The sequence below is a fragment of the Streptomyces sp. NPDC001851 genome (assembly GCF_040297165.1).
GTDB lineage: Bacteria > Actinomycetota > Actinomycetes > Streptomycetales > Streptomycetaceae > Streptomyces.
Genome location: NZ_JBEOYR010000018.1, coordinates 104,310 through 126,756 on the forward strand (window position 1 = coordinate 104,310; position 22,447 = coordinate 126,756).

At 71.9% G+C, this 22,447-nt stretch carries 22 protein-coding genes and 1 tRNA gene; 11 read left to right on the forward strand and 12 right to left on the reverse strand.

The window, feature by feature from the left end; translation table 11 throughout:
- The first annotated feature begins 113 nt into the window (after positions 1-113).
- The 5 genes from ABT171_RS26020 to ABT171_RS26040 all read left to right on the forward strand — a co-directional run bounded on the left by ABT171_RS26020 (position 114) and on the right by ABT171_RS26040 (position 5,407).
- A complete protein-coding gene (locus ABT171_RS26020; RefSeq protein ID WP_351247765.1) occupies positions 114-590 on the forward strand; it encodes an FtsB family cell division protein in 477 nt (158 codons plus the stop codon).
- Between the two features lie 52 nt (positions 591-642).
- Complete coding sequence (locus ABT171_RS26025; RefSeq protein WP_351247767.1) at positions 643-1,179, forward strand: DUF501 domain-containing protein; 537 nt, start codon at positions 643-645, stop codon at positions 1,177-1,179.
- Positions 1,176-2,117, forward strand: coding sequence for a Ppx/GppA phosphatase family protein (locus ABT171_RS26030; RefSeq protein ID WP_351247769.1), 942 nt, complete (start codon positions 1,176-1,178; stop codon positions 2,115-2,117). The genes ABT171_RS26025 and ABT171_RS26030 overlap by 4 nt, the downstream gene beginning before the upstream one ends.
- Positions 2,118-2,562: 445 nt before the next feature.
- Entirely contained in the window at positions 2,563-3,954 is a 1,392-nt protein-coding gene (locus tag ABT171_RS26035; RefSeq protein ID WP_351247771.1) for an NAD(P)/FAD-dependent oxidoreductase, read from the forward strand.
- A 160-nt stretch (positions 3,955-4,114) separates the two neighbouring features.
- Entirely contained in the window at positions 4,115-5,407 is a 1,293-nt protein-coding gene (locus ABT171_RS26040) for a class I SAM-dependent methyltransferase (protein WP_351247773.1), read from the forward strand.
- Positions 5,408-5,480: 73 nt separating this feature from the next.
- Here ABT171_RS26040 and ABT171_RS26045 read toward each other — a convergent pair whose 3' ends face one another.
- Both ABT171_RS26045 and ABT171_RS26050 read right to left on the reverse strand, forming a co-directional pair.
- Positions 5,481-8,009 carry an ABC transporter permease gene (locus tag ABT171_RS26045; protein WP_351247775.1) on the reverse strand — a complete coding sequence of 843 codons (2,529 nt, stop codon included), beginning with the start codon at positions 8,007-8,009 and terminating at the stop codon, positions 5,481-5,483.
- The gene (locus ABT171_RS26050; RefSeq protein ID WP_351247777.1) at positions 8,009-8,779 is read right to left on the reverse strand and encodes an ABC transporter ATP-binding protein; all 771 of its coding nucleotides are present in this window, start codon (positions 8,777-8,779) and stop codon (positions 8,009-8,011) included. The genes ABT171_RS26045 and ABT171_RS26050 overlap by 1 nt, the downstream gene beginning before the upstream one ends.
- A gap of 426 nt (positions 8,780-9,205) precedes the next feature.
- Between ABT171_RS26050 and ABT171_RS26055 the strand changes: the two genes are divergently transcribed.
- Positions 9,206-9,292 (forward strand) — tRNA-Leu (locus ABT171_RS26055).
- 211 nt (positions 9,293-9,503) lie between these two features.
- Positions 9,504-10,364, forward strand: coding sequence for a Bax inhibitor-1/YccA family protein (locus tag ABT171_RS26060; protein ID WP_351247779.1), 861 nt, complete (start codon positions 9,504-9,506; stop codon positions 10,362-10,364).
- Positions 10,365-10,431: 67 nt separating this feature from the next.
- Here ABT171_RS26060 and ABT171_RS26065 read toward each other — a convergent pair whose 3' ends face one another.
- On the reverse strand, positions 10,432-10,662 hold the full coding sequence (locus ABT171_RS26065) for a DUF4287 domain-containing protein (RefSeq protein ID WP_351247781.1): 231 nt from the start codon (positions 10,660-10,662) through the stop codon (positions 10,432-10,434).
- Between the two features lie 99 nt (positions 10,663-10,761).
- Here ABT171_RS26065 and ABT171_RS26070 point away from each other — a divergent pair, with 99 nt between their 5' ends.
- Complete coding sequence (locus ABT171_RS26070) at positions 10,762-11,073, forward strand: hypothetical protein (protein ID WP_351247782.1); 312 nt, start codon at positions 10,762-10,764, stop codon at positions 11,071-11,073.
- 106 nt (positions 11,074-11,179) lie between these two features.
- Here ABT171_RS26070 and ABT171_RS26075 read toward each other — a convergent pair whose 3' ends face one another.
- From ABT171_RS26075 to ABT171_RS26085, 3 genes are all read right to left on the reverse strand, one after another.
- Entirely contained in the window at positions 11,180-11,962 is a 783-nt protein-coding gene (locus ABT171_RS26075) for a hypothetical protein (protein WP_351247784.1), read from the reverse strand.
- Between the two features lie 283 nt (positions 11,963-12,245).
- On the reverse strand, positions 12,246-13,466 hold the full coding sequence (locus ABT171_RS26080; protein WP_351247786.1) for an acetyl-CoA C-acetyltransferase: 1,221 nt from the start codon (positions 13,464-13,466) through the stop codon (positions 12,246-12,248).
- A gap of 136 nt (positions 13,467-13,602) precedes the next feature.
- A complete protein-coding gene (locus ABT171_RS26085) occupies positions 13,603-14,622 on the reverse strand; it encodes an SGNH/GDSL hydrolase family protein (RefSeq protein WP_351247788.1) in 1,020 nt (339 codons plus the stop codon).
- 159 nt (positions 14,623-14,781) lie between these two features.
- Between ABT171_RS26085 and ABT171_RS26090 the strand changes: the two genes are divergently transcribed.
- Complete coding sequence (locus tag ABT171_RS26090) at positions 14,782-16,173, forward strand: cystathionine beta-synthase (protein WP_351247790.1); 1,392 nt, start codon at positions 14,782-14,784, stop codon at positions 16,171-16,173.
- Positions 16,174-16,537: 364 nt separating this feature from the next.
- On the opposite strand, the gene ABT171_RS26095 is transcribed toward ABT171_RS26090, so the two are convergent.
- Positions 16,538-16,978, reverse strand: a complete 441-nt coding sequence (locus ABT171_RS26095) for a hypothetical protein (protein ID WP_351247792.1) — start codon at positions 16,976-16,978, stop codon at positions 16,538-16,540.
- A gap of 168 nt (positions 16,979-17,146) precedes the next feature.
- Between ABT171_RS26095 and ABT171_RS26100 the strand changes: the two genes are divergently transcribed.
- Together ABT171_RS26100 and ABT171_RS26105 are read left to right on the forward strand one after the other, a co-directional pair.
- Positions 17,147-18,037 (forward strand): MurR/RpiR family transcriptional regulator, encoded by an 891-nt coding sequence (locus ABT171_RS26100; RefSeq protein ID WP_351247794.1) that lies wholly within the window; start codon positions 17,147-17,149, stop codon positions 18,035-18,037.
- Positions 18,038-18,134: 97 nt separating this feature from the next.
- On the forward strand, positions 18,135-18,719 hold the full coding sequence (locus ABT171_RS26105) for a hypothetical protein (RefSeq protein WP_351247796.1): 585 nt from the start codon (positions 18,135-18,137) through the stop codon (positions 18,717-18,719).
- Here ABT171_RS26105 and ABT171_RS26110 read toward each other — a convergent pair whose 3' ends face one another.
- The 5 genes from ABT171_RS26110 to ABT171_RS26130 form a co-directional block, all read right to left on the reverse strand.
- Entirely contained in the window at positions 18,720-19,094 is a 375-nt protein-coding gene (locus tag ABT171_RS26110; protein WP_351247798.1) for a roadblock/LC7 domain-containing protein, read from the reverse strand.
- 37 nt (positions 19,095-19,131) lie between these two features.
- Positions 19,132-19,644, reverse strand: a complete 513-nt coding sequence (locus ABT171_RS26115) for a roadblock/LC7 domain-containing protein (protein WP_351247800.1) — start codon at positions 19,642-19,644, stop codon at positions 19,132-19,134.
- Positions 19,645-19,675: 31 nt separating this feature from the next.
- Positions 19,676-20,485, reverse strand: a complete 810-nt coding sequence (locus tag ABT171_RS26120) for a transcriptional regulator (RefSeq protein ID WP_351247802.1) — start codon at positions 20,483-20,485, stop codon at positions 19,676-19,678.
- The gene (locus ABT171_RS26125; RefSeq protein ID WP_351247804.1) at positions 20,482-20,865 is read right to left on the reverse strand and encodes a hypothetical protein; all 384 of its coding nucleotides are present in this window, start codon (positions 20,863-20,865) and stop codon (positions 20,482-20,484) included. The genes ABT171_RS26120 and ABT171_RS26125 overlap by 4 nt, the downstream gene beginning before the upstream one ends.
- A 121-nt stretch (positions 20,866-20,986) precedes the next feature.
- Entirely contained in the window at positions 20,987-22,360 is a 1,374-nt protein-coding gene (locus ABT171_RS26130) for a type III PLP-dependent enzyme domain-containing protein (protein ID WP_351247805.1), read from the reverse strand.
- Positions 22,361-22,447 lie beyond the last annotated feature (87 nt).

Consider the following 22,447-nt stretch of genomic DNA (forward strand, 5'->3'; position numbering starts at 1 on the left):
ACCTGGGCTAAGTCTTAGCCAGTCATACGTACGTCCCCGTACCCGGTCCCGTACCGTGTCCGGGGACGTACGCACGTGTGAAGCGCAGGGCAAAGGGGAGGCGGGAGAGCCGCATGGCCGTGAAGGACCGGGACCGTTTCTCCACCGCGACCAGGCTGCGGCTGCTCGGCGAGCAGACGGCGGCCCGGGTCTACCGCTCCCAGACCAAGCGGCAGGCCCGCCGCTCCCGGCTCACCGGCCGGGCGGCGCTGCTCGCGCTGGTGCTGTGCTCGATGATCGTCGCGCTCGCCTACCCGATGCGGCAGTACGTCTCCCAGCGCGCGGAGATCGCCGACCTCCAGCGGCAGCAGGAGCAGGCCCGCAAGCGGGTCGAGCAGCTGCGCGACCTCAAGGCGCGCTGGCAGGACGACTCCTACGCCGAGCAGCAGATCCGGCGCCGGCTGCACTATGTGAAGCCCGGCGAGACCGGGTACGTGGTCGTCGACCCGGGCGCGGCCCGGCAGTCCCGCGCCGACCTCGGGGCCGCCCGCCGGCCCTGGTACGCGAACGTCTGGGACGGGGTCGACAAGTCCGACGCCTCCGACCAGTGAGCAGTAACGCCGGCCTTCGGCCGTAACCGACAGAAAGCTTCGAAGAGCAGTCATGGAAACGCCCCCGCCCCGCACTTCGCGCACCGAGCCCACAGACGCGGACGTCGAGGCCTTCAAGCAGCAGCTCGGCCGACCGCCGCGCGGCCTGCGGGCCATCGCGCACCGCTGCCCGTGCGGCCAGCCGGATGTCGTGGAGACCGCGCCGCGGCTGCCCGACGGCACGCCCTTCCCGACGCTGTACTACCTCACGTGCCCGAAGGCGTCCTCCGCCATCGGCACGCTGGAGGCGAACGGCGTGATGAAGGAGATGACCGAGCGGCTGCAGACGGACCCCGAGCTGGCCGCCGCCTACCGGGCCGCGCACGAGGACTACATCCGGCGCCGGGACGAGATCGAGGAGCTGAAGGGCTTCCCGAGCGCGGGCGGCATGCCGGACCGGGTCAAGTGCCTGCACGTCCTGGTGGCCCACTCGCTGGCCGCGGGACCCGGCGTGAACCCGCTCGGCGACGAGGCGCTCGCCATGCTGCCGGAGTGGTGGAGCAAGGGCGCGTGCGTGACGCTGGAGAACACCGAGGGGGACGAGAAGTGACGCGCGTCGCCGCCGTCGACTGCGGTACGAACTCCATCCGCCTGCTGGTCGCCGATGTGCACCCCGGCACCGGCGAACTCGTCGAGCTGGACCGCCGCATGACGATCGTGCGGCTCGGCCAGGGCGTCGACCGCACCGGCCGGCTCGCCCCCGAGGCGCTGGAGCGCACGTTCGCGGCCTGCCGTGAGTACGCGGCCGTGATCAAGGAGCTCGGTGCCGAGCGGCTGCGCTTCGTGGCCACCTCCGCCTCCCGCGACGCCGAGAACCGGGACGACTTCGTGCGCGGCGTGCTGGACATCCTCGGCGTGGAGCCGGAGGTCATCAGCGGGGACCAGGAGGCCGAGTTCTCCTTCACCGGCGCGACCAGGGAGCTGACGGGGCGAAAGGACCTCACCCGGCCCTATCTCGTCGTGGACATCGGCGGCGGCTCCACCGAGTTCGTCGTCGGTGACGACCACGTCCGGGCGGCGCGGTCGGTGGATGTCGGCTGCGTGCGGATGACGGAGCGTCACCTGGTGCGGGGCGGCGAGGTGTCCGACCCGCCCGCCGAGGAGCAGATCGCGGCCATGAGGGCCGACATCGAGGCCGCCCTGGACCTCGCGGAGCAGACGGTGCCGCTGCGCGAGGCGCACACGCTGGTGGGCCTGGCCGGCTCGGTCACCACCGTCTCCGCGATCGCCCAGGAACTGCCCGCGTACGACTCCGCCCGCATCCACCACTCCCGGATTTCCCGCGAACGCGTCCGGGAGATCACCGAGTGGCTGCTGCGCTCCACGCACGCCGAGCGCGCCGCGATCCCGTCGATGCACCCCGGCCGGGTCGACGTCATCGGCGCGGGCGCCCTGGTCCTGCTGGCGATCATGGAGCGGATCGGCGCCGAGGAGGTCGTCGTCAGCGAGCACGACATCCTCGACGGCATCGCCTGGTCCGTGGCGTGACTCTCTTTTGTTACTCATGGGTAGCCGTCTGCTGAGCAGGTCGGATAACGTTTGAGCGGTGGCGAGGGGCCCTTCGGGGCCCCTCCGCCGCAACCGCCCCGGAAAAGTTCGTGAAGTTCTTCACAAGGAATTCGGCCCGGCCGGGGCGCGGAAGGGTTCCCACCGGCCCTTCCGGGGGGCGAAGAGCCCTTTGAACATGTTCAGATGGAGGTCGCACGGCACCTTCGGATCGCGTGCCGACGGGGGTGTCGCGAACGGCTCACACACCCGCTCACCGCCGAGAGAGGCAGCTCACGCGGCATTGACAACGACTCCGGGGATGCTGCGGTTCCCCTCGGCCGTCATGATCTGCGTCACGCGGGCCGCGGAGTGTAGCACAGGGCCTGTCAGACCTTGTGAAGGGGCGCACGAGCGACCCCTCCGAGGCGGGTGGATACTCGATGGCATGAGCACCACGGAGCGTCCCAGGATCCTCGTAGTAGGCGGTGGGTACGTAGGCCTGTACGCAGCTCGGCGCATTCTCAAGAAGATGCGCTACGGAGAGGCGACCGTCACGGTCGTCGACCCCCGGTCGTACATGACCTACCAGCCCTTCCTCCCCGAAGCCGCCGCCGGCAACATCTCCCCTCGCCATGTCGTCGTGCCGCTGCGGCGCGTGCTGCCGAAGGCGGAGGTCCTCACCGGCCGGGTCACCACCATCGACCAGGACCGCAAGGTCGCCACGATCGCCCCGCTGGTGGGCGAGGCGTACGAGCTGCCCTTCGACTACCTCGTCATCGCGATGGGCGCGGTCTCCCGCACCTTCCCGATCCCCGGCCTCGCCGAGCAGGGCATCGGCATGAAGGGCATCGAGGAGTCCATCGGGCTGCGCAACCACGTCCTGGAGCAGCTCGACAAGGCCGACTCCACCAATGACGAGGAGATCCGCCGCAAGGCGCTCACCTTCGTCTTCATCGGCGGTGGCTTCGCGGGCGCGGAGACCATCGGCGAGGTCGAGGACATGGCCCGGGACGCGGCCAAGTACTACAAGAACGTGTCCCGCGAGGACATGCGCTTCATCCTCGTCGACGCCGCCGACAAGATCCTCCCCGAGGTCGGCCCCAAGCTCGGCCAGTACGGCAAGGAGCACCTGGAGGGCCGCGGCGTGGAGATCTACCTCTCCACCTCCATGGACTCCTGCGTCGACGGCCACGTCGTGCTGAAGAACGGCCTGGAGGTCGACTCCAACACGATCGTGTGGACCGCCGGCGTCAAGCCGAACCCGGCCCTCGCCCGCTTCGGCCTGCCGCTCGGCCCGCGCGGCCACGTCGACTGCGAGCCCACGCTCCAGGTCAAGGGCACGGACTACATCTGGGCCGCCGGTGACAACGCGCAGGTGCCGGACCTCGTCGGCCGCAAGGCGGGCAACGAGAACGCCTGGTGCCCGCCGAACGCCCAGCACGCGCTGCGCCAGGCCCGCGTCCTCGGCGACAACGTGGTCTCCGGTATGCGGGGCTTCCCGCAGAAGGAGTACGAGCACGCCAACAAGGGTGCGGTCGCCGGTCTCGGCCTGCACAAGGGCGTGGCGATGATCGTCATGGGCAAGATGAAGATCAAGCTCAAGGGCCGCCTCGCCTGGTACATGCACCGTGGCTACCACGGCATGGCGATGCCGACCTGGAACCGCAAGATCCGCGTCTTCGCCGACTGGACGCTCGGCATGTTCCTCAAGCGCGAGGTCGTCTCCCTGGGCGCCATGGAGAACCCGCGCGAGGAGTTCTACGAGGCCGCCAAGCCCGCGCCGGTCGCCGCCGCGAGCACGGCCGACAAGACCGGGGAGAAGGCCAAGGCCTCCTGACCCCACCGGTCGCCGACCGATCCGAAGGACCTCCTGCCATCCGTGGTGCGGGAGGTCCTTCGGCTTTTCCGGAAAAGACGCCCCGCGGGACTACTTTCCGTGGTCAACGGTGTTTACCTGGTAACCGGCATCCGGGATCGTCGTCTTGGAGGTGTGCGTCATGGCCGACGCCGCGTCGCGGCTGAGGAGTCTCGCCGAGCAGGTACTGGGAGTCCCGCTCCCGGTCCGACTGCGGGCCTGGGACGGCTCGCAGGCCGGGCCGCCGGACGCGCCGGCGCTCGTCGTGCGCAACCGCCGCGCCCTGCGCCGCATGCTGTTCAGGCCGGGCGAGCTGGGTCTCGCCCGCGCCTGGGTCTCCGGCGACCTGGGGATCGAGGGGGACCTGTACACCGCGCTGGACGCGATGGCGGGCCTGGTGTGGGAGCGCGGGGAGGACGCCCGCGGTCTGGTCGAGTCCCTGCGCGATCCCGCCGTACGGGCCGCCGTCCGCGAGCTGCTGAAGCTGGCGGGGCCGCCGGTCCCGCCCGCCCCGCCGCGCGAGGAGGTCCGCAGGCCGCGCCGGAACCTGCACACCCGGCACACCGACAAGCGGGCCATCAGCCACCACTACGACGTCGGCAACGACTTCTACGAGCTCGTCCTCGGCCCGTCCATGGTCTATTCCTGCGCTTACTGGGAGGACGGCGGGACGCTGGAGAGCGCCCAGCGCGACAAGCTCCAACTCGTCTGCCGCAAACTCGGCCTGACGCCGGGCCGGCGGCTGCTGGACGTCGGCTGCGGCTGGGGCTCGATGGCCATCCACGCGGCCCGCGAGCACGGTGTGAGCGTCGTCGGGGTCACCCTGTCGCAGGAGCAGGCGGCGTACGCCCGTAAGCGCGTCGCCGACGAGGGGCTGACCGACCGGGTGGAGATCCGGGTCCAGGACTACCGGGACGTCAAGGACGGCCCCTTCGACGCGATCTCCTCCATCGGCATGGCCGAGCACGTCGGCGCCGAACGCTATCTGGAGTACGCCCGCCGGCTGTACGGCCTGCTGAAGCCCGGCGGGCGGCTGCTGAACCACCAGATCGCCCGCCGCCCGCAGCACGACGAATCGTCGTACCGCGTGGACGAGTTCATCGACGCCTACGTCTTCCCGGACGGCGAACTGGCCCCGATCGGCGGCACCGTCACCCAGTTGGAGCGCGCCGGGTTCGAGGTGCGGGACGTGGAGTCCATCCGCGAGCACTACGCCCGCACCCTGCGCCGCTGGGTGGCCAACCTGGAGGCCGACTGGGACCACGCGGTCAGCCTCACCAGCCCCGGCCGCGCCCGCGTCTGGCTGCTGTACATGGCCGCCTCGGCGCTCGCCTTCGAACGCAACCGGATCGGCGTCAACCAGGTCCTGGCGGTCCGCACCCGGGAGTCCGGCGCCTCCGGCCTGCCGCTGCGCCCGCGCACCTGGCACGGCTGACCCGGGCTGCCCGGCCGGCACGGCGAGGGCCCCCGCTCCGCGACCGGAACGGGGGCCCTGACGCGCCGTACGGCTACTCGGCCTTGATGGCCGCCAGCATGTTCAGCCGGGCCGCGCGCCGGGCCGGCCACAGGGCGGCCAGCACCCCGACCAGGCCCGCCAGCAGCAGGAAGACCGCCATCCGCCCCCAGGGCAGGACCAGCTCGTACGTCGGTATCTTCGTGCCCAGCAGCTCACCGGCCGCCCAGCCGAAGAACACCCCCAGACCGATGCCGAGCACCCCGCCGAACAGGGAGATCACCAGGGACTCCAGGCGGACCATCCGCTTGACCGCCCTGCGGTCCAGGCCGATCGCGCGGAGCATGCCGATCTCCTGGGAGCGCTCGAAGACCGACATGGCAAGGGTGTTGATGACCCCGAGGACCGCGACGATCACCGCCATGCCGAGCAGGCCGTAGAGCATGTTCAGCATCAGCGTGAACATCTTCGCGATGGCGTTGGAGATGTCCTGCTTGTCCTGGATCTTGATGGCCGGGTTGGAGTCGAGGGCCTTGACCAGCTTGTCCTTGGTGGCGCTGGAGGCGCCGCCCGCGGTCCTGACCATGACGTCGCTGTCGGCCGGGTGGGTCAGGTGCGGGGTGAGGGCCTTGTTGTCGACCAGGATCTCCTTGAACATCTCGTTGCCCCGGTACACACCGGCGACCGTCAGCTTCTGCCGCTTGCCGTCCTCGTAGCGCACGGTGAAGACCGACCCGGCCTTCCAGCCGTGCGACGTGGCCGTGTCCTCGTCCACGGCGACCCGGGAGCCGCTCACCTCGAAGGTGCCCTGCTCGGTCTCCAGATGGGTCAGCGCGCCGATCGCGGAGCCGTTGACGCCGGTCAGCACCTCGTTGGAGCCGTCGATGCGGGAGACGGCACGGCGCACGGGGCTGCTGGCGGTCACGCCGTCGGTCGCGGCGAGCTTCTTCGCCACGTCAGGGGAGAGCGAGTCGCCGTTGGCCATGGAGACGACGTAGTCCGCGCGCAGCGACGAGCTGGCCATCTTGTCGATCGCCGTCTGCAGGCTGCCCGCCATCACCGTCATGCCGGTGATCAGGGTCAGGCCGATCATCAGCGCGGAGGCGGTGGCCGCCGTACGGCGCGGGTTGCGCACCGAGTTCTGGCGGGCCAGCTTGCCCGAGACGCCGAAGGCCCGCATGACCGGGGCGGCGGCCGCGATCAGCGGCCGGGACAGCAGCGGGGTCAGGATGAACACGCCGATGATCAGCAGGACGGCACCGATGCCCATCGGACCCTGCGCGGAGTCGGCGTCCATCGAGGTGGCCGCGAGGACCACCGCGACACCGGCCGCCGCGAACAGCGCGCCGAGGGTGTTGCGCAGCACCAGCGACTTGGCCGTCGCCTTGGCGTGCACGCTGCTCATCGCCGCCACCGGCGGGATCTTCGCGGCGCGGCGGCCGGGCAGCCAGGCGGCCAGCATGGTGATGAGGATGCCGACCGCGAGGGCGGCCACCACGGTGCCGGGGCTGATCACCAGCGGCCCGTCGGGCACGCTCGCGCCGAAGGAGCCCAGCAGGGAGCGCAGGCCCGCGCCGATGCCGATACCGGCGGCGAGCCCCGCCACGCCGGCGACCGCGCCGACCGCGAACGCCTCGATGAGCACCGAGCGGGTCACCTGGCGGCGGGAGGCGCCGACCGCGCGCAGCAGGGCCAGTTCCCGGGTGCGCTGGGCCACCAGCATGGTGAAGGTGTTGGCGATGATGAACGTGCCGACGAACAGCGCGATACCGGCGAACACCAGCAGGCTCTGCTTCAGGCTGCTCATCGAGTCCGCGATCTGCTTCGCCTGGTCGTCGGCGAGCTGCTTGCCGGTGGTGGTCTCCACCAGGTGGGACGGCAGGGCCTTGTCCAGTTCGGCCTTGAGCGCGGACTGGCTGGTGCCGGGGGCGGCCCTGACGTCGATCTCGTCGTACGTGCCCTTCTTGCCGAAGAGCTTCTGTGCCGTCGGCGTGTCGAACAGGGCGAGGCTGCCGCCCGCGGCGACGTTGCCGTCGTCGGTGGTGAAGATGCCGGCCAGGGTCGGGGTGAGGACCGGGCCGTCCACCGACAGGCGCACGGTGTCGCCGACCTGGTAGCCGGCGCGCTTCGCGGTCCCGGAGTCGAGCAGCACCTCGCCCTTGCCGTGCGGGGCGTGGCCGCTGACCAGCGGGTAGCGGGCGTCCTCGGTGCCCCAGTAGTTGCCGCCGGCGGACTGCCAGTCGCCGCCGGCCAGCTTGCCGTCCTGGTCGGCGACGGCGGTGAAGCCGCTGACGACACCGGTCGCGGAGGCGGCGCCCGGGACCTTGCCGGCCTTGTCCAGCATGGCCCGGGTCAGGTCGGCCGTCCGGCCGACCTGGTCGCCCCGGGACTCCTGGTACGCGGGCTTTACGGCGACGTCGACCTGGTCGAAGCCCTTCGCGGAGCTCTTCTGGTAGGCGTCGGAGATGGTGTTGGTGAAGACGAGCGTCCCGGAGACGAAGGCCACGCCGAGCATGACGGCGAGCACGGTCATCAGCAGCCGGGCCTTGTGCGCGAGGACGTTGCGCAGGGCGGTGCGGAACATCAGGAGGTACGGCCCTTCGCGTCGAACTGCTTCATCAGGTCGAGGACGGAGTCGGCCGTGGGCGCGTACATCTCGTCGACGATCCGGCCGTCCGCGAGGAAGACGACGCGGTCGGCGTAGGCGGCGGCGACCGGGTCGTGGGTCACCATGACGACGGTCTGGCCCAGTTCGCGCACGGAGTTGCGCAGGAAGCCGAGCACCTCGGCGCCGGAGCGCGAGTCGAGGTTCCCGGTCGGCTCGTCACCGAAGATGATGTCGGGCCGGGAGGCGAGGGCACGGGCGACGGCCACGCGCTGCTGCTGGCCGCCGGAGAGCTGCGCGGGCCGGTGGCTGAGCCGCCCGGACAGGCCGACCATGGAGATCACCTGGTCCAGCCAGGCCTTGTCCGGCTTCCGTCCGGCGATGTCCATCGGCAGGGTGATGTTCTCCAGCGCCGTCAGCGTCGGCAGCAGGTTGAACGCCTGGAAGATGAAGCCGATCTTGTCCCGGCGGAGCTTGGTGAGCTGCTTGTCCTTCAGGGAGCCCAGCTCGGTGTCGCCGATGCGCACGGAGCCGGAGGAGAAGGTGTCGAGGCCGGCCACGCAGTGCATCAGCGTGGACTTGCCGGAGCCGGACGGGCCCATGATCGCGGTGAACTCGGCCTGCCGGAAGTCGACGGAGACCCGGTCCAGGGCGACCACCCGGGTCTCACCCTGCCCGTAGATCTTCGACAGCTCCGTGGCGCGTGCGGCCACGGCGGTGGTCCGGCCGGCGGTGGGTGTGGTGGTCACTGGGACGGTGCTCCTGTCGGGACGACGTGTGTTCCATGGGGACCGTTCCATCGTCCCGGTGCCGGGGGCCCGTGTAGTCAGTCGCTGTTCCGGTTCCGGAGGGCGACTCGGGGCGGACGGGCGGACGCCGTGTCATACCTGGGGAGGACGGCCGACCCTGAGAAGGGGCGCCGTCGAACCGGCGTCGAACCGGTGTCGAACGATGTCGAGAACGGGTGGAACACCCTCGTCGGGACGGTGAAATTCCGTCATTCCACGTACGGCCGCAGCGCCGTCACTGCACGCTGTTGGCAAGTGCGGATGGCCCGTTCCGCGGGCTGATGCCCCCTCAGACGTCAATAAAATAAGACAACATCGGTCCGCCCGTCCGCTGTTCGGGGGACGCGTCCCGATAGGGTCGAACCTCGAAGCGGCCCCCAATGGCCTGCCCGGATGGTGGAATGCAGACACGGCGAGCTTAAACCTCGCTGCCCCTTCGCGGGCGTGCCGGTTCGAGTCCGGCTCCGGGCACCACCCGCGCCCCCGCGCCAGGGGCCCCGGCACCGCATCGGTTAGGTCGCAGGTTCGTCAGGGAATGCGATCAGCCGTGGCCGGGAATCACCGGCCGACGTAGCGTGTTGCGCAGCACGGCAGGGGAAAGATCCTCCTCAGGTATCATGGTCGGTCCTTTGCCAATCCATTACTCTTGAGCCAAGGCTGCGCACGGCAGTCATGGAGGAGTGCAATGAGGAGCAGTAACCCGGTCTTCTCGCGACGGGGGTTCAGCCGCGACAACGGCTACGCCGGCTTCAACACCGCACCGCAGGCCGGGTACGCACAGGGCAACCCGTACGCGCAGAACCCCTACGCCCAGAACCCGTACGCCCAGCCGGGTGTCCCGTACGGCACCCCGCCGCAGGCGCCCGCCACCACCGGCCGGATGACCATGGACGACGTCGTCGTCCGCTCGGCCCTCACGCTCGGCGTCGTCGCCGTCGGCGCCGTCCTCGCCTGGACGCTGCTGCCGGTCACGGCGGCCGGCCTCGGCCTCGCCTTCGGCTCCGCGCTGGTCGCGGCGGTCCTGGCGCTGGTGCAGAGCTTCAAGCGCACCCCCTCACCCGCGCTGATCCTCGGGTACGCCGCCTTCGAGGGCGTCTTCCTCGGCGTCATCAGCGAGATCTACAACAGCCGCTGGCAGGGCGCGCCCTTCCAGGCGGTGCTCGGCACCATGGCGGTCGCGGGCGCGACCCTGCTGGTCTACAAGGCCGGCTGGATCCGCGTCACCGCCCGCTACGCCCGCATCGGCCTCGCCATCGGCACGGCCTTCGTGGTGGTCATGGCCGTCAACCTGCTCCTGGTCGCCACCGGCGTCGCCGAGCACGGCGGGCTGCGCAGCATGGGCCCCCTGGGCGCGCTCGTCGGCATCGTCGCGATCCTGCTCGGCGCCTTCTACCTGACGCTCGACTTCAAGCAGATCGAGGACGGCATCGCCTACGGCGCCCCGCGCAACGAGTCCTGGCTGGCCGCCTTCGGCCTCACCATGGCCCTGGTGTGGATCTACGTGGAGATGCTCCGGCTGGTGGCGATCTTCACCAACAACGACTAGCGCGAGCGGCGCATGCGCCGGTCGTGAGCAAGGGCCCCGGGGTTTCCGCCCCGGGGCCCTCTGCCGTCTAGAGCAGCTTGCGCGCTGCCCTCCTCAGGTCGTACTCGTGGACGATCGCCTTCGCGTGGCCGTACGCGAGGTCGTACTCGTGCCGGAGCCAGCTGACCTTCTCCTCGAAGCGGAACAGGGCGGGGCCTTCTTCTACGGCGCGCAGCCAGTCGGAGACTTCACGACCGGTGCAGTGGGGGATGCGGGCGAGCAGATTGCGGTGGGTCTCCTCGGAGAAGAGTTGGGACATCGGCGCCTCCGAACGCAAAGGGGATGTAAGCCGGTCCTTCACGTCACCGTGCCTGAGCGTTCGCGTATTGGCAACAGTGCGGCACGTTACGCTCGGCGGGTGGTTGATACGACGCCCTTGACCCGAGCAGTGGATCATTTCGCCGACCGGTTGCGGGCCGCTCCGCAGAGCCGGCTGCAACGCGGCGCCGCCGGTGAGGCCTTGGCCGTGGCGAGGGAGCTCTCCCGGCGGGCTCAGTTGCTGGAAGAGCCTGCTGCGGAGCCTCGGGAGATGCCGGACGCGGGGATGTTCGCGGCGGCTGACCAGCTTCTCGTCGCCGCGCATGACTTGGCGCTGGTGCTGCGGAGCGACGACGAAGTCGCGGAAGCGGTGCGGGTGGTCGAGGAGGCGCGGGAGAGGGCGGGGGTCTGAGGAGCGCCGGCGGGCGCGGGCCGTTGGTGGTTGCTCGCGCCCACGCGGCGGAGCCCTATACCGGCGCGGCCCCGCCGTCCAGGGGCGCGCTGCCCTCGGCGGTGTCTCAAAGTGAGGCGATGACCCTGTCGGCCAGGATGTAGACCATGTCCTCGCCGCAGGCGAAGGTGAGGGTGTAGGCGCCGGAGACGCCCGAGCCGCCCAGCAGATAGGGGGCCTCGCCCGCGTTCACCGCCGCCGCCAGGCGTGCGGCGGTCTCGCGGTGGCCCGGGGTCATGCACAGTGTGGTGCCGTCGGCGAAGACGTAGACGTCGAGGGTGCCGAGCGGACCCGGGCGGACGTCGGAGAGCTCGACGCGGTCCGCGGCCAGCTGCTCCAGCGTGGCCGCCGTGCGCTCGTGGTCGTTCACCGCCGGCGACTGCACCGGGACGAAGTCGGGGTGCGAGGGGTGGCGTCGGCGGGCCGCGGCCAGCTCCGGGGACTCCCCGGCGAACTCGTCGGTCTCGGTGGTCGGCTCGGAGACCGGCTCCAGGCCCACGAAGTCGGTCTGCCGGGGCAGGAACAGGTCGGCGTCGGGCAGGCCGAGCAGCGGCGGGGTGTCGGCGGCGTCCCGGGCCTCCTGCGCGGCCCAGAAGGCGCGCGCCTCGGCCAGCTCCCGCTCCCGCTCCTCGGCGAGCGCCTCGGCCACGGCAGCGCGTATCTGGTCGGCGTCGGAGCCGCTGCGGGCGTGCGGCAGCAGCGCGCGCATGGCGGCTGACTGGTTCTCCGCGAGCTGGGCCTGCAGCTCACCGAGCTGGCGGCGCAGCTTCAGAACGGTCCGCAGGACGGCGACGCCCACGGCGCCCGTGGCGGCCGTGGTGAGCAGCAGGGCGATCGGCATGGCGCTCACTGACAGACTCCCGGTTCAAAGTCGACCCCCGACTTCCTACATCAGCTTGAAGGGCGGACTATCCAGCTGTCAGTGCGTAACGTCACGAAACGGACAGGACTTTGGATTCACGCCGGGGCTGCACACCGTGCTGACCCGCTCTGACCTGCACCGATGTGTCCGGCGAGCGAGATAGGTCACATCCTGGGGGAGATTGGATCACGGAAAGGCCCAGAACCTTGGAGTCTCCTCGGTTCCGGGCCGGTTCCTGACGCGGGGTGTCCGCTCCGCTGCGGACGGTGCGTCAGCTGAGGCGCTCGATGACCATCGCCATGCCCTGGCCGCCGCCGACGCACATGGTCTCCAGGCCGAACTGCTTGTCGTGCCACTGCAGCGAGTTGATGAGCGTGCCGGTGATCCGGGCGCCCGTCATGCCGAAGGGGTGGCCGACGGCGATGGCGCCGCCGTTGACGTTCAGCCGGTCGAGGTCGATGCCGAGCTCGCGGTACGAGGGGATCACCTGGGCGGCGAAGGCCTCGTTGATCTCGACCAGGTCGATGTCGTCGATGGTCAGGCCGGCGCGGCGCAGCGCCTGCTTGCTCGCCTCGACCGGGCCGAGGCCCATGATCTCGGGGGAGAGGCCGGAGACACCGGTGGACACGATCCGGGCCAGCGGGGTCAGGCCCAGCTCCCGGGCCTTGGTGTCGGACATGATGACGACGGCCGCGGCGCCGTCGTTGAGCGGGCAGCAGTTGCCGGCGGTGACGAGCCCGTCCGGGCGGAAGACCGGCTTCAGGCCGGCGACGCCCTCCAGGGTGACGCCGGGGCGGGGGCCGTCGTCCTTGCTGACGACCGTGCCGTCGGGAAGCGTGACCGGGGTGATCTCGCGCTCCCAGAAGCCGTTCTTGATGGCCTGCTCGGCGAGATTCTGCGAGCGGACGCCGAACTCGTCCATCTCCTGGCGGGTGATGCCCTTGGCGCGGGCCAGGTTCTCGGCGGTCTGGCCCATCGCGATGTACGGGTCGGGCAGCAGGCCGTCCTCGCGCGGGTCGTGCCAGGTCGTGCCCTCCTGCTGGGCGACGGCCTCGGTACGGGCCTCGGCCTCGGCGAACAGCGGGTTGTGCGTGTCCGGCAGGCCGTCGGAGCTGCCCTTGACGTAACGGGAGACCGTCTCGACACCGGCCGAGATGAAGACGTCGCCCTCGCCGGCCTTGATGGCGTGCAGGGCCATGCGGGAGGTCTGCAGGGAGGAGGAGCAGTAGCGGGTGATCGTGCAGCCCGGCAGGTGGTCCATGCCCATCTGCACGGCGACGATCCGGCCGAGGTTGTGGCCCTGCTCGCCGCCGGGGAGGCCGCAGCCGAGCATCAGGTCGTCGATGTCCCTGGGGTCCAGCTCGGGGATCTTGGCGAGCGCGGCCTGGATGATCGTGGCGGTCAGGTCGTCGGGACGCAGGTCCTTCAGGGAGCCCTTGCCTGCGCGGCCGATGGGGGAGCGGGCGGTCGAGACGATGACGGCTTCGGGCATCACGGGCTCCAGGTGAACGAGGTAGGTCGAGCGAGGGCCGGTTGGGAAGTTACCGCTCCGTATGGTCCAGGTCACCGGTATCGCGGTGTGACACTGACCGCAATTTACTAAGCGCTTGCTTGCCTGTGCCCGGCCGTCACACCGACGGCCTTGCCGGCTCCGCCTCGGGTACCCGCCGGCGGCGGCGGCGTTTCAGCAGCGCCCACGGTCCGCGCGGGCCCGTGGGCATGGCGGCGGTCACCTCGGTGCCCGCCTCCGACGCCGCCTCGGCGGCAGCGCGGGCGACCGGCAGGAACCCCTCGCGCCGCGACACGTCCGGCCGTTCCTCCTCCGCCGGCCACAGACCCAGCGCCGCGCACACCGTGGGCAGCACGGCCATGGCGGCGGTCGCGTACCCCTCGGCCGACGGGTGGTAGTTGTCGGGGCCGAACAGCTCCCGCGGATTCGCCTCGAACTCGGGGCCGAGCAGGTCGCCCAGGGACACCGTCCGGCCCCCCTGCTCCACCACCCCGATCGTCTGCGCCGCCGCCAGCTGCCGGGAGGCCCGCCGGGCCAGCCAGCGCAGCGGCTGCTGCACCGGCTCGATGGTGCCGAGGTCGGGACACGTGCCGACCACCACCTCCGCACCGGCCGTCCGCAGCCGTCGTACCGCCGTCGACAGGTGCCGTACCGAACGGGTCGGCGGCATCCGGTGCGTCACGTCGTTCGCGCCGATCATGATCACGCAGATGTCCGGGACGGGGGACGAGGAGGACAGGACCAGGGCGACCTGGCGGTCCAGGTCGTCGGACTGGGCGCCCGGCAGGGCCACGTTGCGGAGCTCGACCGGGCGTTCCGCCACCGCCGCGAGCCCCGAGGCCAGCAGCGCGCCCGGTGTCTGGCCCGACCGGTGCACGCCCTGCCCGGCCGCCGTGGAGTCACCGAGCATGGTCAGGCGGAGAGGCGGTTCTCCGGGGACGTCGTACGCGTGGCCGTACACACCGTCGGCCACCGGGACCCGGCCGCCGCCGCCGTTGCCCACATGGCGCCGCGCCAGACGGACCTCCGCCAGCAGCAGACCGACGGCGGCCGCGCCGATCAGCCCGGCCCCGCCACCGCCGTACGCCGCTCCGGCCGCGATGCGGCGGGCCACTCTCGCCCTCGACATGCTCGTCATGCGTCGCCGCCACCTCCTCATAGCCGTACATCCACTCCTTGCCCCGTACTGACCGTGTGTCAATCTCAACGGGGAGTGAACGACCGCCACGGCCACACAGCTGGCCTTAGGCTGGCGACACCACTACGAACACTTCTTTTGCAGCGACCGGAGACAACGGTGCGATTCCACGACTCGATGATCAGCCTCGTCGGCGATACCCCGCTGGTGCGGCTCAACAACGTGACCAAGGGCATCCAGGCCACCGTCCTGGCCAAGGTGGAGTACTTCAACCCGGGCGGCTCCGTGAAGGACCGCATCGCCCTGCGCATGATCGAGGCCGCCGAGGAGAGCGGGGAACTGAAGCCGGGCGGCACGATCGTCGAGCCGACCAGTGGCAACACCGGTGTGGGGCTGGCGATCGTCGCCCAGCAGAAGGGCTACAAGTGCATCTTCGTCTGCCCTGACAAGGTCTCCACCGACAAGATCAACGTGCTGCGCGCGTACGGCGCCGAAGTGGTCGTCTGCCCGACCGCCGTGGCGCCCGAGCACCCGGACTCCTACTACAACGTCTCCGACCGGCTCGTCCGGGAGACCCCGGGTGCCTGGAAGCCGGACCAGTACTCCAACCCCAACAACCCGCTCTCGCACTACCACTCGACCGGCCCCGAGCTGTGGGAGCAGACCGAGGGGAAGATCACCCACTTCGTGGCGGGCGTCGGCACCGGCGGCACCATCTCCGGCACCGGCCGCTATCTGAAGGATGCCAGCGACGGCAGGGTCCAGGTCATCGGCGCCGACCCCGAGGGCTCGGTGTACTCCGGCGGCTCCGGGCGGCCGTACCTGATCGAGGGCGTCGGTGAGGACTTCTGGCCGACCGCCTACGACCGCACCGTCGCCGACGAGATCGTCGCCGTGTCCGACAAGGACGCCTTCCAGATGACCCGCCGCCTCGCCAAGGAGGAGGGCCTGCTCGTCGGCGGCTCCTGCGGCATGGCCGTCGTCGCCGCCCTGCGGGTCGCCGAGCGGCTCGGCCCGGACGACGTCGTGGTCGTCCTGCTGCCGGACAGCGGCCGCGGGTACCTGTCGAAGATCTTCAACGACGAGTGGATGGCCGACTACGGCTTCCTGGAGGACGAGGGCCCGAGCGCCCGCGTCGCCGACGTCCTGAACGACAAGGCGGGCGGCATCATCCCCTCCCTCGTGCACATGCACCCGGAGGAGACCGTCGGCCAGGCCATCGAGGTGCTGCGTGAGTACGGCGTCTCGCAGATGCCGGTCGTCAAGCCGGGCGCCGGTCACCCGGACGTGATGGCCGCCGAGGTCGTCGGGTCGGTCGTGGAGCGGGAGTTGCTGGACGCGCTCTTCAGCAAGCGCGCCTCCCTCGACGACCCGCTGGAGAAGCACATGTCCGCCCCGCTGCCCCAGGTCGGCTCCGGTGAGCCGGTCGGCGACCTGATGTCCGTGCTCGGCTCGGCCGACGCGGCGATCGTCCTGGTCGAGGGCAAGCCGACCGGCGTGGTCAGCCGGCAGGATCTGCTGGCCTTCCTGGCCAAGGGCGGCAACAAGTAGCCGACCCGGGTAAGGGCCAGGGGTTCGCGGAAGCGGTACAAGCGTGTCATGTGCGCGCAGCACCCGCTTAACACGCGTCCGGCACAGTCGTGGGTGTCGGCAGGGAGGGAGCGGCTCCCCTCCCCGGCCGGCACCGAACGGCGCCAGGGACCTCCGGAGCGGCTCCCGGACCTCCATGGACGCCACGGACGCGGAGCCCGGCCCTGACCCGGCCCGTGTCCCTCGCGGGGACCGCCGTCGTCCCGCCCCCCGGCAACGGGGGTGCGGCGGTCCCCGCGCAACCTCTTCCCGCGGGGCTCAGCGCGCCGTACCGGATTCCCGACTGCCCGGCAGAGCGAGGCGCTCCGCCGTCTTCGAGGACCGGTCAGTCCCCGGACGAGGTGTGCCGCCGCCCGGTGAACAGCTCCGGGTTGGTGCGCACCGCCTGGGCGACGTTGACGCCGACGATGCCGGCCCAGGTGGCCAGCGTCCCGGCCGTCCCCGCGATGCCGCCGCCGACGGCGGTCAGCGGGATCGCCAGGACCAGCGAGATGACGGCGAACCCGAACCGCTCCGGCCAGGTGTCGGCGGCCTTCGGGCGCCGCGCGCCGCGCGTGCTCTCCATCCGCTGCTCGGCCAGGTGCCGCCGCACCCGGCGGTCCACCGCGTCGTCGATCCGCTGCTCGACCTTCTCCAGGAAGGAGTCGACCAGCGCGGAGTCGTAGTCGGCGCCCAGGTCCGTGCGGGCCCGGACGGTGGCGTCGAGTTCCTTGCGCAGGTCCGCGTCCTTCTTCAGGCTCGCGTCCGGCGAGTCCAGTGTGCTCATGGGCCCGAGCCTACGGAGCGATCACTCCCGCCGCACTGGGGACAACCCCCCTCTTCGCGCCGGGCCGCGGGCCCCTTGCCTGGCTGTATAGGGTCATGCAGAGTTCTTGGTGGCTGAATAGGTTTCGGTGGTCGCAGGGCAGGATCGGATCTGGAGGGGAAGCGCGTCATGAGCGTGGACAGGATTACCGGTGTGGCCTCCGGCGACATGGCTTCCGAGGGCGCGACCGACAGCCCCGCCAACCGCCTGCAGGCGCTCTTCGAAGGGCACCGGCTCACCCCGACCCAGCGCCGGATCGCGCACAGCATGGTGCGGCGGGCCGCCGACGTGCCCTTCCTGTCCAGCGTGGAGCTGGCCGAACTGGCCGGGGTCAGCCAGCCGTCGGTGACCCGGTTCGCCGTCGCGCTCGGCTTCGACGGCTATCCGGCGCTGCGCAAGCACCTGCGTGAGGTCGTCCCGGCCGAACCGGCCGCCGAGGGGGGCTCCTTCAACGAGTACCAGCAGGCCGTCGAGGCCGAGATCGAGAATCTGAGGCACCTGGCCGCCCTGCTCGCCGACCCCCGCCCGGTGCAGAAGGCCGGCCGGATCCTGGCCGCCTCGCGTCCGCTGCCGGTGCTCGGCCTGCGCGCCGCCGCCTCCCAGGCGTACGGCTTCGCCTACTTCGCCGCCAAGGTGCACCCGGACGTCCGGCTGCTCAACGAGGGCGGCACGATGATCCAGGACCGCATCGACGCGGCCGTCCGCGCCGGCGCCTCCGCACTGCTGTGCTTCGCGCTGCCCCGGCACCCGCGGGAGGTCGTCGACACCCTCGCCTACGCCAGGGACGCGGGCCTGACGACCGTCACGGTCGCCGACTCCGCGTTCGCCCCGGTCGCCAAGCACTCCGATCTGCTGCTGCCCGCCGCCGTCGGCACCGGGCTCGCCTTCGACACCGCGTGCGCGCCGATGCTGCTCGGGCGGGTGCTGCTGGAGGCCGTCTGCGACGACCTGCCCGAGGCGCAGGCCCGGCTGGAGGAGTTCGACGCGAAGGCGGCGGCCCGGGGTCTGTTCGTGGAGTGACCGGCCGCCTTCCGCGTGTGTTCTCAGATTCGTCTCACGTTCTGCCACTAGGTTCCCCACGAGCTTTGTTCGCGGACACGTGACACGGGAGGCTGACGTGGCGCGCGGAGGACAGGGGCTGGCCCGGGTGGCCGTCGTCGTACGGGCGGGGGCCGCACCGCTGTGGTGGTCGGGGGTGTTCGCCGCCGGGATCGGTGTGCTGCCGCAGGGGGTGACCGGGCGCAGGACCGGGGTGCTCGCCGGGGCCGTGCTGTTCCTGGCGGGCGCGGCCGTCATGGCGCTGGTACGACGCCGGCGGTACGGCGCCCTCGCGCGCGGTGCGGCCCGCGCGGGCAAGTACGACGTGCTGCAGGACCGCGCGGTGACCGTGCGCAACTGGCGCCGGGGGCACCGCTGGTGGCTGCTGTCGGCCTGGGCCGCCGCGCTCGGCTCCGCCCTCGCCGTGCCCGCGGCCGGCGGCATGCTGCTGGCCGGGCTCGGCACCGGGCTGTGGCTCAAGGCCGCCTGGATCGGGCGGCGGGAGCGGGACGCGGAGACGCTGCTGTGGGTCCGGGTCGACTGGCTCGACCGGCGCGGCGGAGGCCCGGCGGGCAAGGCCGTGAAGGGGCTGCGCGGTACGGGCATCGCGGCCGGCGACGCGGCCCCGGGCGGGGCCCGCCGCCGTACCGCGGCCCTCGTCTGACTAGACCTCCAGCTCCTCCTCGATCCTCTTCAGCTGGTGCCGGGCCATCGCCAGGTTGGCCCGGGAGGAGTCGAGGACCAGGTAGAGGAACAGGCCGTTGCCGCCGCGGCTCTTGAGCAGGCGGATCAGGTGGTACTGGTCCGTCAGCGTGATCAGGACGTCCTCGATCTCGGCCTTGAGGCCCAGCATCTCCATGGTGCGCATCTTGGCGCGGATCACGTCGGTGTTGCCCGCCGCGGCCACGTTCAGGTCGAAGGTCTTGCTGCCGCCCATCGTGCCCAGCGCCATCCCGCTGGTGTAGTCGACGAGCGCGACGCCGGTGGCGCCCTCGATGGAGGTGAGGGCTTCCTTCAGCGCGGTCTCGGTGTTGGCCATGGTGGTCCTTTCGGAGCGGTCGGGTGGTTCGGGTGTCTCAGCCGTCGGTCGCGGTGCGCGCGTCGGCGCTCGGGGCGGGGGGCGTGCGGGGCGTGCGGACAGGGGGCGGGGGTGCGGTGCCGACGGCGCCCAGGGGCCGCGCGGGCCGGCGGGCCTCCCGGGCGGCGGCCTCGGCGGCGTCCAGCAGCTCCCCGATGCGGGCGCCGGACCGCCGGCCCTCCAGGTGCAGCCGGCCCACGTTGACCCGGCCTTCGGCGAGCAGGGTCAGTACGGCGGTGCGGCCGGCCGCATAGCTGGCGATGTAGCCGCGCTCGCCGCGCACCAGCAGTTCCCGGAAGCCGCCGTTGCCGGTGGCGTCGCTGATCCGCACGGCGACGCCGAGCGCGGCGGCGGTGAGCGCGGACAGGCCCTCCGGGTCGATCCCGGGAGTGTCGTGGGCGACGACGAGTCCGTCGACGCCTGCCGCCAGGGCGCCGGTGAGCTGCGGCACCCGGGTGCGCAGCCGGTGCAGCTCGTCCAGGACGGCCCGGAGGTCCTCCTCGGACACCATCAGCTCTCTCCTCTCGGCGGGGCGGTGCCGTTCAAAGCGCCTCCAGCGCATCCCTGAGCCTCTTCAGCAGCGCGATGTCGGGGTCGGTGACCGGGGGTGGGGGCGGCGGGGCGGGTTCCGTGGCGGCGGGTGCCAGTGGGGCGATCTGCCCGGCCGCCGCGAGCCGGCGTACGTCGACCAGCGTGTGGAAGGCCTGCCGGCCCAGGTTCCGGGCGATCGCGGTGGCCGTGCGGATACCGTCCACCCGATCCAGGACCGCCCGCTGCCGGGGGGTGACGGGCGCGGTGGCGGCCGGATGGGCGGGGTCCGCGCGGATCAGCGGGGCGCTGTCGGCGGCCGGGTCCGGCCACAGCCGGTGCAGCATCAGGCGCCGGCGCAGGGTCTCGCGTTCCAGGGCGACGACCGGGACCGAGGGCAGCGGGCCGACGCGGGGCGCGTTGTCGTAGCGGAAGCGTCCCGGGGTGCTGCTCGGGGCCAGGGTGAAGTACCCGGCGTCGTACAGCGCGTCCAGATGGCACAGCTCCAGCGCGCCGGCCGGTAACGCCCCGGACTCCAGGAGGAGTTCGGCGGCCCGCAGCGGGCCGCCGGTCCGGGCGGCGGCCCGCTGCCAGGCGGCGGCCGCGAGGGTGCCGTGGGCCGTGAGGAGCACGTCGATACCGGGGGCGAGCGGGCTCACGGCGTGCACCACCCGGCCCTCGGCGAGGTACAGGGTGCCGTGCTCGCGCTCCAGGACGCCGGTGGCCCGCTCCTCGGCGAGCCGGGTCAGCATCGGTGACAGTGCCCGGGTGGCCGACCTGTCCCGCACGGGCAGCGGCGGCGGAGGTGTCTGCACCACGGTCATCCCAGCACCAGCCGGTCCGCCATCTCGCCGAGCCGGATCCGGGCCAGCGCGAGATTGCCCTCCTCGCGGCCGAGCCACAGGTGCAGGAAGACGCTGCTGTCGAAGGACGTGTCCACGAACCGCAGCAGGTGATAGCTGTCGTGACTGCTGACGATCACGTCCTCGACGGGCGGGTGGCCGTCCGCGTGAGCCGCGAAGGCGCCGTGCTCGGCGGCCATCCGGGCCAGTTCGGCGGCCTCGGCGGCGGTCGTCTCGTGATCGCCGCCAGGGGCCTCCCCGACCGTGCCGAGCGCCAGTCCGCTCGTCCAGTCCACCAGTGCCGCTCCCCGTGCACCGGGTAACCGCATCGCTTCCAGCAGGCACTCGTCGATTCCGGGCACCGTGGGTTCCCCTCCCGCCTGGGCCTCCGGCTGAGTGACAGTGACACTACGCACCGTGCGCGCGAAGGGGGGAGTCTTTGGCATTTTCCAGTGGAACGTGCATCCGGCGTACTAGTGTGGGTCAGCTGACCCGGAGGGCGGTGAGCGCCGACGCATGCGCCCCGCCGGACTCCGCCACCACCTCGGCGACCGTCTGCGGCTCCCGCACGGTGGCGAAGGCGACCCCGCCCGAACCGTCCGGTGCGAATCCGTAGATGCCGGGCCGGGCAAGCGAGTTGTAGGCGTAGTGGTGGGCGAAGTAGTACGCGCCCGTGTCCAGCGCCGCCGCGTAGTCGCCCTGCTCCAGCAGGGGCAGCGCGCGGCCCTCCGCCAGCAGGTCGCCCGAGAAGCAGGCCGGCCCGGCCACGTCCTGCACCACCTCCGGCCCCGGCTTCGGCCGCCCCTTGGCGTCGTAGGCGCCGATCCTCAGCGGCCACGCCCCCGGCGCGTACACGGTCCGCGTCGCCACCTGCACGCCCGCGTGCGTCACCGCGATCCGCCGCCCGCCCGCGCTCTTGGCGTACTCCACCCGGGCCACCACCGTGCCGTGCTTGGCCAGCAGCGACCGCCCGAACTCGGTCACCAGCCCGTACCGCCCGTCGAACAGCCCCGGCACCTGACCGGCCAGCAGCCGGGCGTACTCCGCGTACGACGGTGCCGTCGCCTCGGCCGCGAAGTTCACCGGCAGCCCGCCGCCGATGTCCAGCGTGTCGACCTGCCGCCGCCCCGCCCGCTCGTTGATCTCCTCCGCGAGCGCGTACGCCTCCGCCGCACCCCGCGCCAGCAGCGCCAGCGGGATGCCCTGCGAGCCGGTGTGCGCGTGCAGCCGGGTCAGCCACGGCCGGTCCAGGTACGCCCGCACGACCCACTCGCGCGCCCCCTCGTCGCGCAGCGCCACCCCGAACTTCGAGGTCTCGGTCGCCGTCGAGGTCGCCCCGATCGTGCCGCCGCCGACCTGCGGGTTCACCCGGATGCCGAGCGGGGACCGGCTGGGCGCGGAGCCGACCAGGGCGTCCAGGCGGTCCAGCTCCTGCGGATTGTCGGCGTTCACCGCGATACCCAGCGCCAGCGCCTCGCGCAGCTCCGCCGGGGTCTTGGCGGGCGAGTCCAGCACGGTCCGGCCGGCCGGCACCCCGGCCGCGCGGGCCAGCGCCAGCTCGCCCGGGCTGGCCACCTCGGCGCCGATGCCCGCCTCGTGCAGCAGCCGCAGCACCGGCACCAGCGGGGTCGCCTTCACCGCGAAGGCGTGCAGCACCGGCGTCCCGGGCGGCAGGACCGCGCCGAACGCGGCCCGCAGGGCCGCCGCCGACTCCCGGATCCCGGTCACGTCCAGCAGCCCCACCACGGCGGCGTCCGGCCCCAGCAGCCCCTGCTCCACGGCGGCCCGCACCGCCTCGTCCCGCCGGGCGGCGCGCTCCCGCGCCTCGGGGGCCTCCGTCTCGATGTCCCGCTCCACGGCCTCTCCCTCATGTCCTCTCGTGTGCTCCGGTGTCCCCTCGTGTCCCCTGATGTCCGTCCCGCGTACATCCAGCCAAACACCGAC

Coding starts and splice junctions, on each gene's coding strand:
- ABT171_RS26080 (WP_351247786.1), bottom strand. CDS start 13,466: ATGCCCGAAGCCGTCATCGTCTCGACCGCCCGCTCCCCCATCGGCCGC.
- ABT171_RS26040 (WP_351247773.1), top strand. CDS start 4,115: ATGGCCGACGCCGCGTCGCGGCTGAGGAGTCTCGCCGAGCAGGTACTG.
- ABT171_RS26085 (WP_351247788.1), bottom strand. CDS start 14,622: ATGACGAGCATGTCGAGGGCGAGAGTGGCCCGCCGCATCGCGGCCGGA.
- ABT171_RS26120 (WP_351247802.1), bottom strand. CDS start 20,485: ATGACCGTGGTGCAGACACCTCCGCCGCCGCTGCCCGTGCGGGACAGG.
- ABT171_RS26100 (WP_351247794.1), top strand. CDS start 17,147: ATGAGCGTGGACAGGATTACCGGTGTGGCCTCCGGCGACATGGCTTCC.
- ABT171_RS26035 (WP_351247771.1), top strand. CDS start 2,563: ATGAGCACCACGGAGCGTCCCAGGATCCTCGTAGTAGGCGGTGGGTAC.
- ABT171_RS26025 (WP_351247767.1), top strand. CDS start 643: ATGGAAACGCCCCCGCCCCGCACTTCGCGCACCGAGCCCACAGACGCG.
- ABT171_RS26060 (WP_351247779.1), top strand. CDS start 9,504: ATGAGGAGCAGTAACCCGGTCTTCTCGCGACGGGGGTTCAGCCGCGAC.
- ABT171_RS26110 (WP_351247798.1), bottom strand. CDS start 19,094: ATGGCCAACACCGAGACCGCGCTGAAGGAAGCCCTCACCTCCATCGAG.
- ABT171_RS26065 (WP_351247781.1), bottom strand. CDS start 10,662: ATGTCCCAACTCTTCTCCGAGGAGACCCACCGCAATCTGCTCGCCCGC.
- ABT171_RS26095 (WP_351247792.1), bottom strand. CDS start 16,978: ATGAGCACACTGGACTCGCCGGACGCGAGCCTGAAGAAGGACGCGGAC.
- ABT171_RS26045 (WP_351247775.1), bottom strand. CDS start 8,009: ATGTTCCGCACCGCCCTGCGCAACGTCCTCGCGCACAAGGCCCGGCTG.
- ABT171_RS26115 (WP_351247800.1), bottom strand. CDS start 19,644: ATGGTGTCCGAGGAGGACCTCCGGGCCGTCCTGGACGAGCTGCACCGG.
- ABT171_RS26020 (WP_351247765.1), top strand. CDS start 114: ATGGCCGTGAAGGACCGGGACCGTTTCTCCACCGCGACCAGGCTGCGG.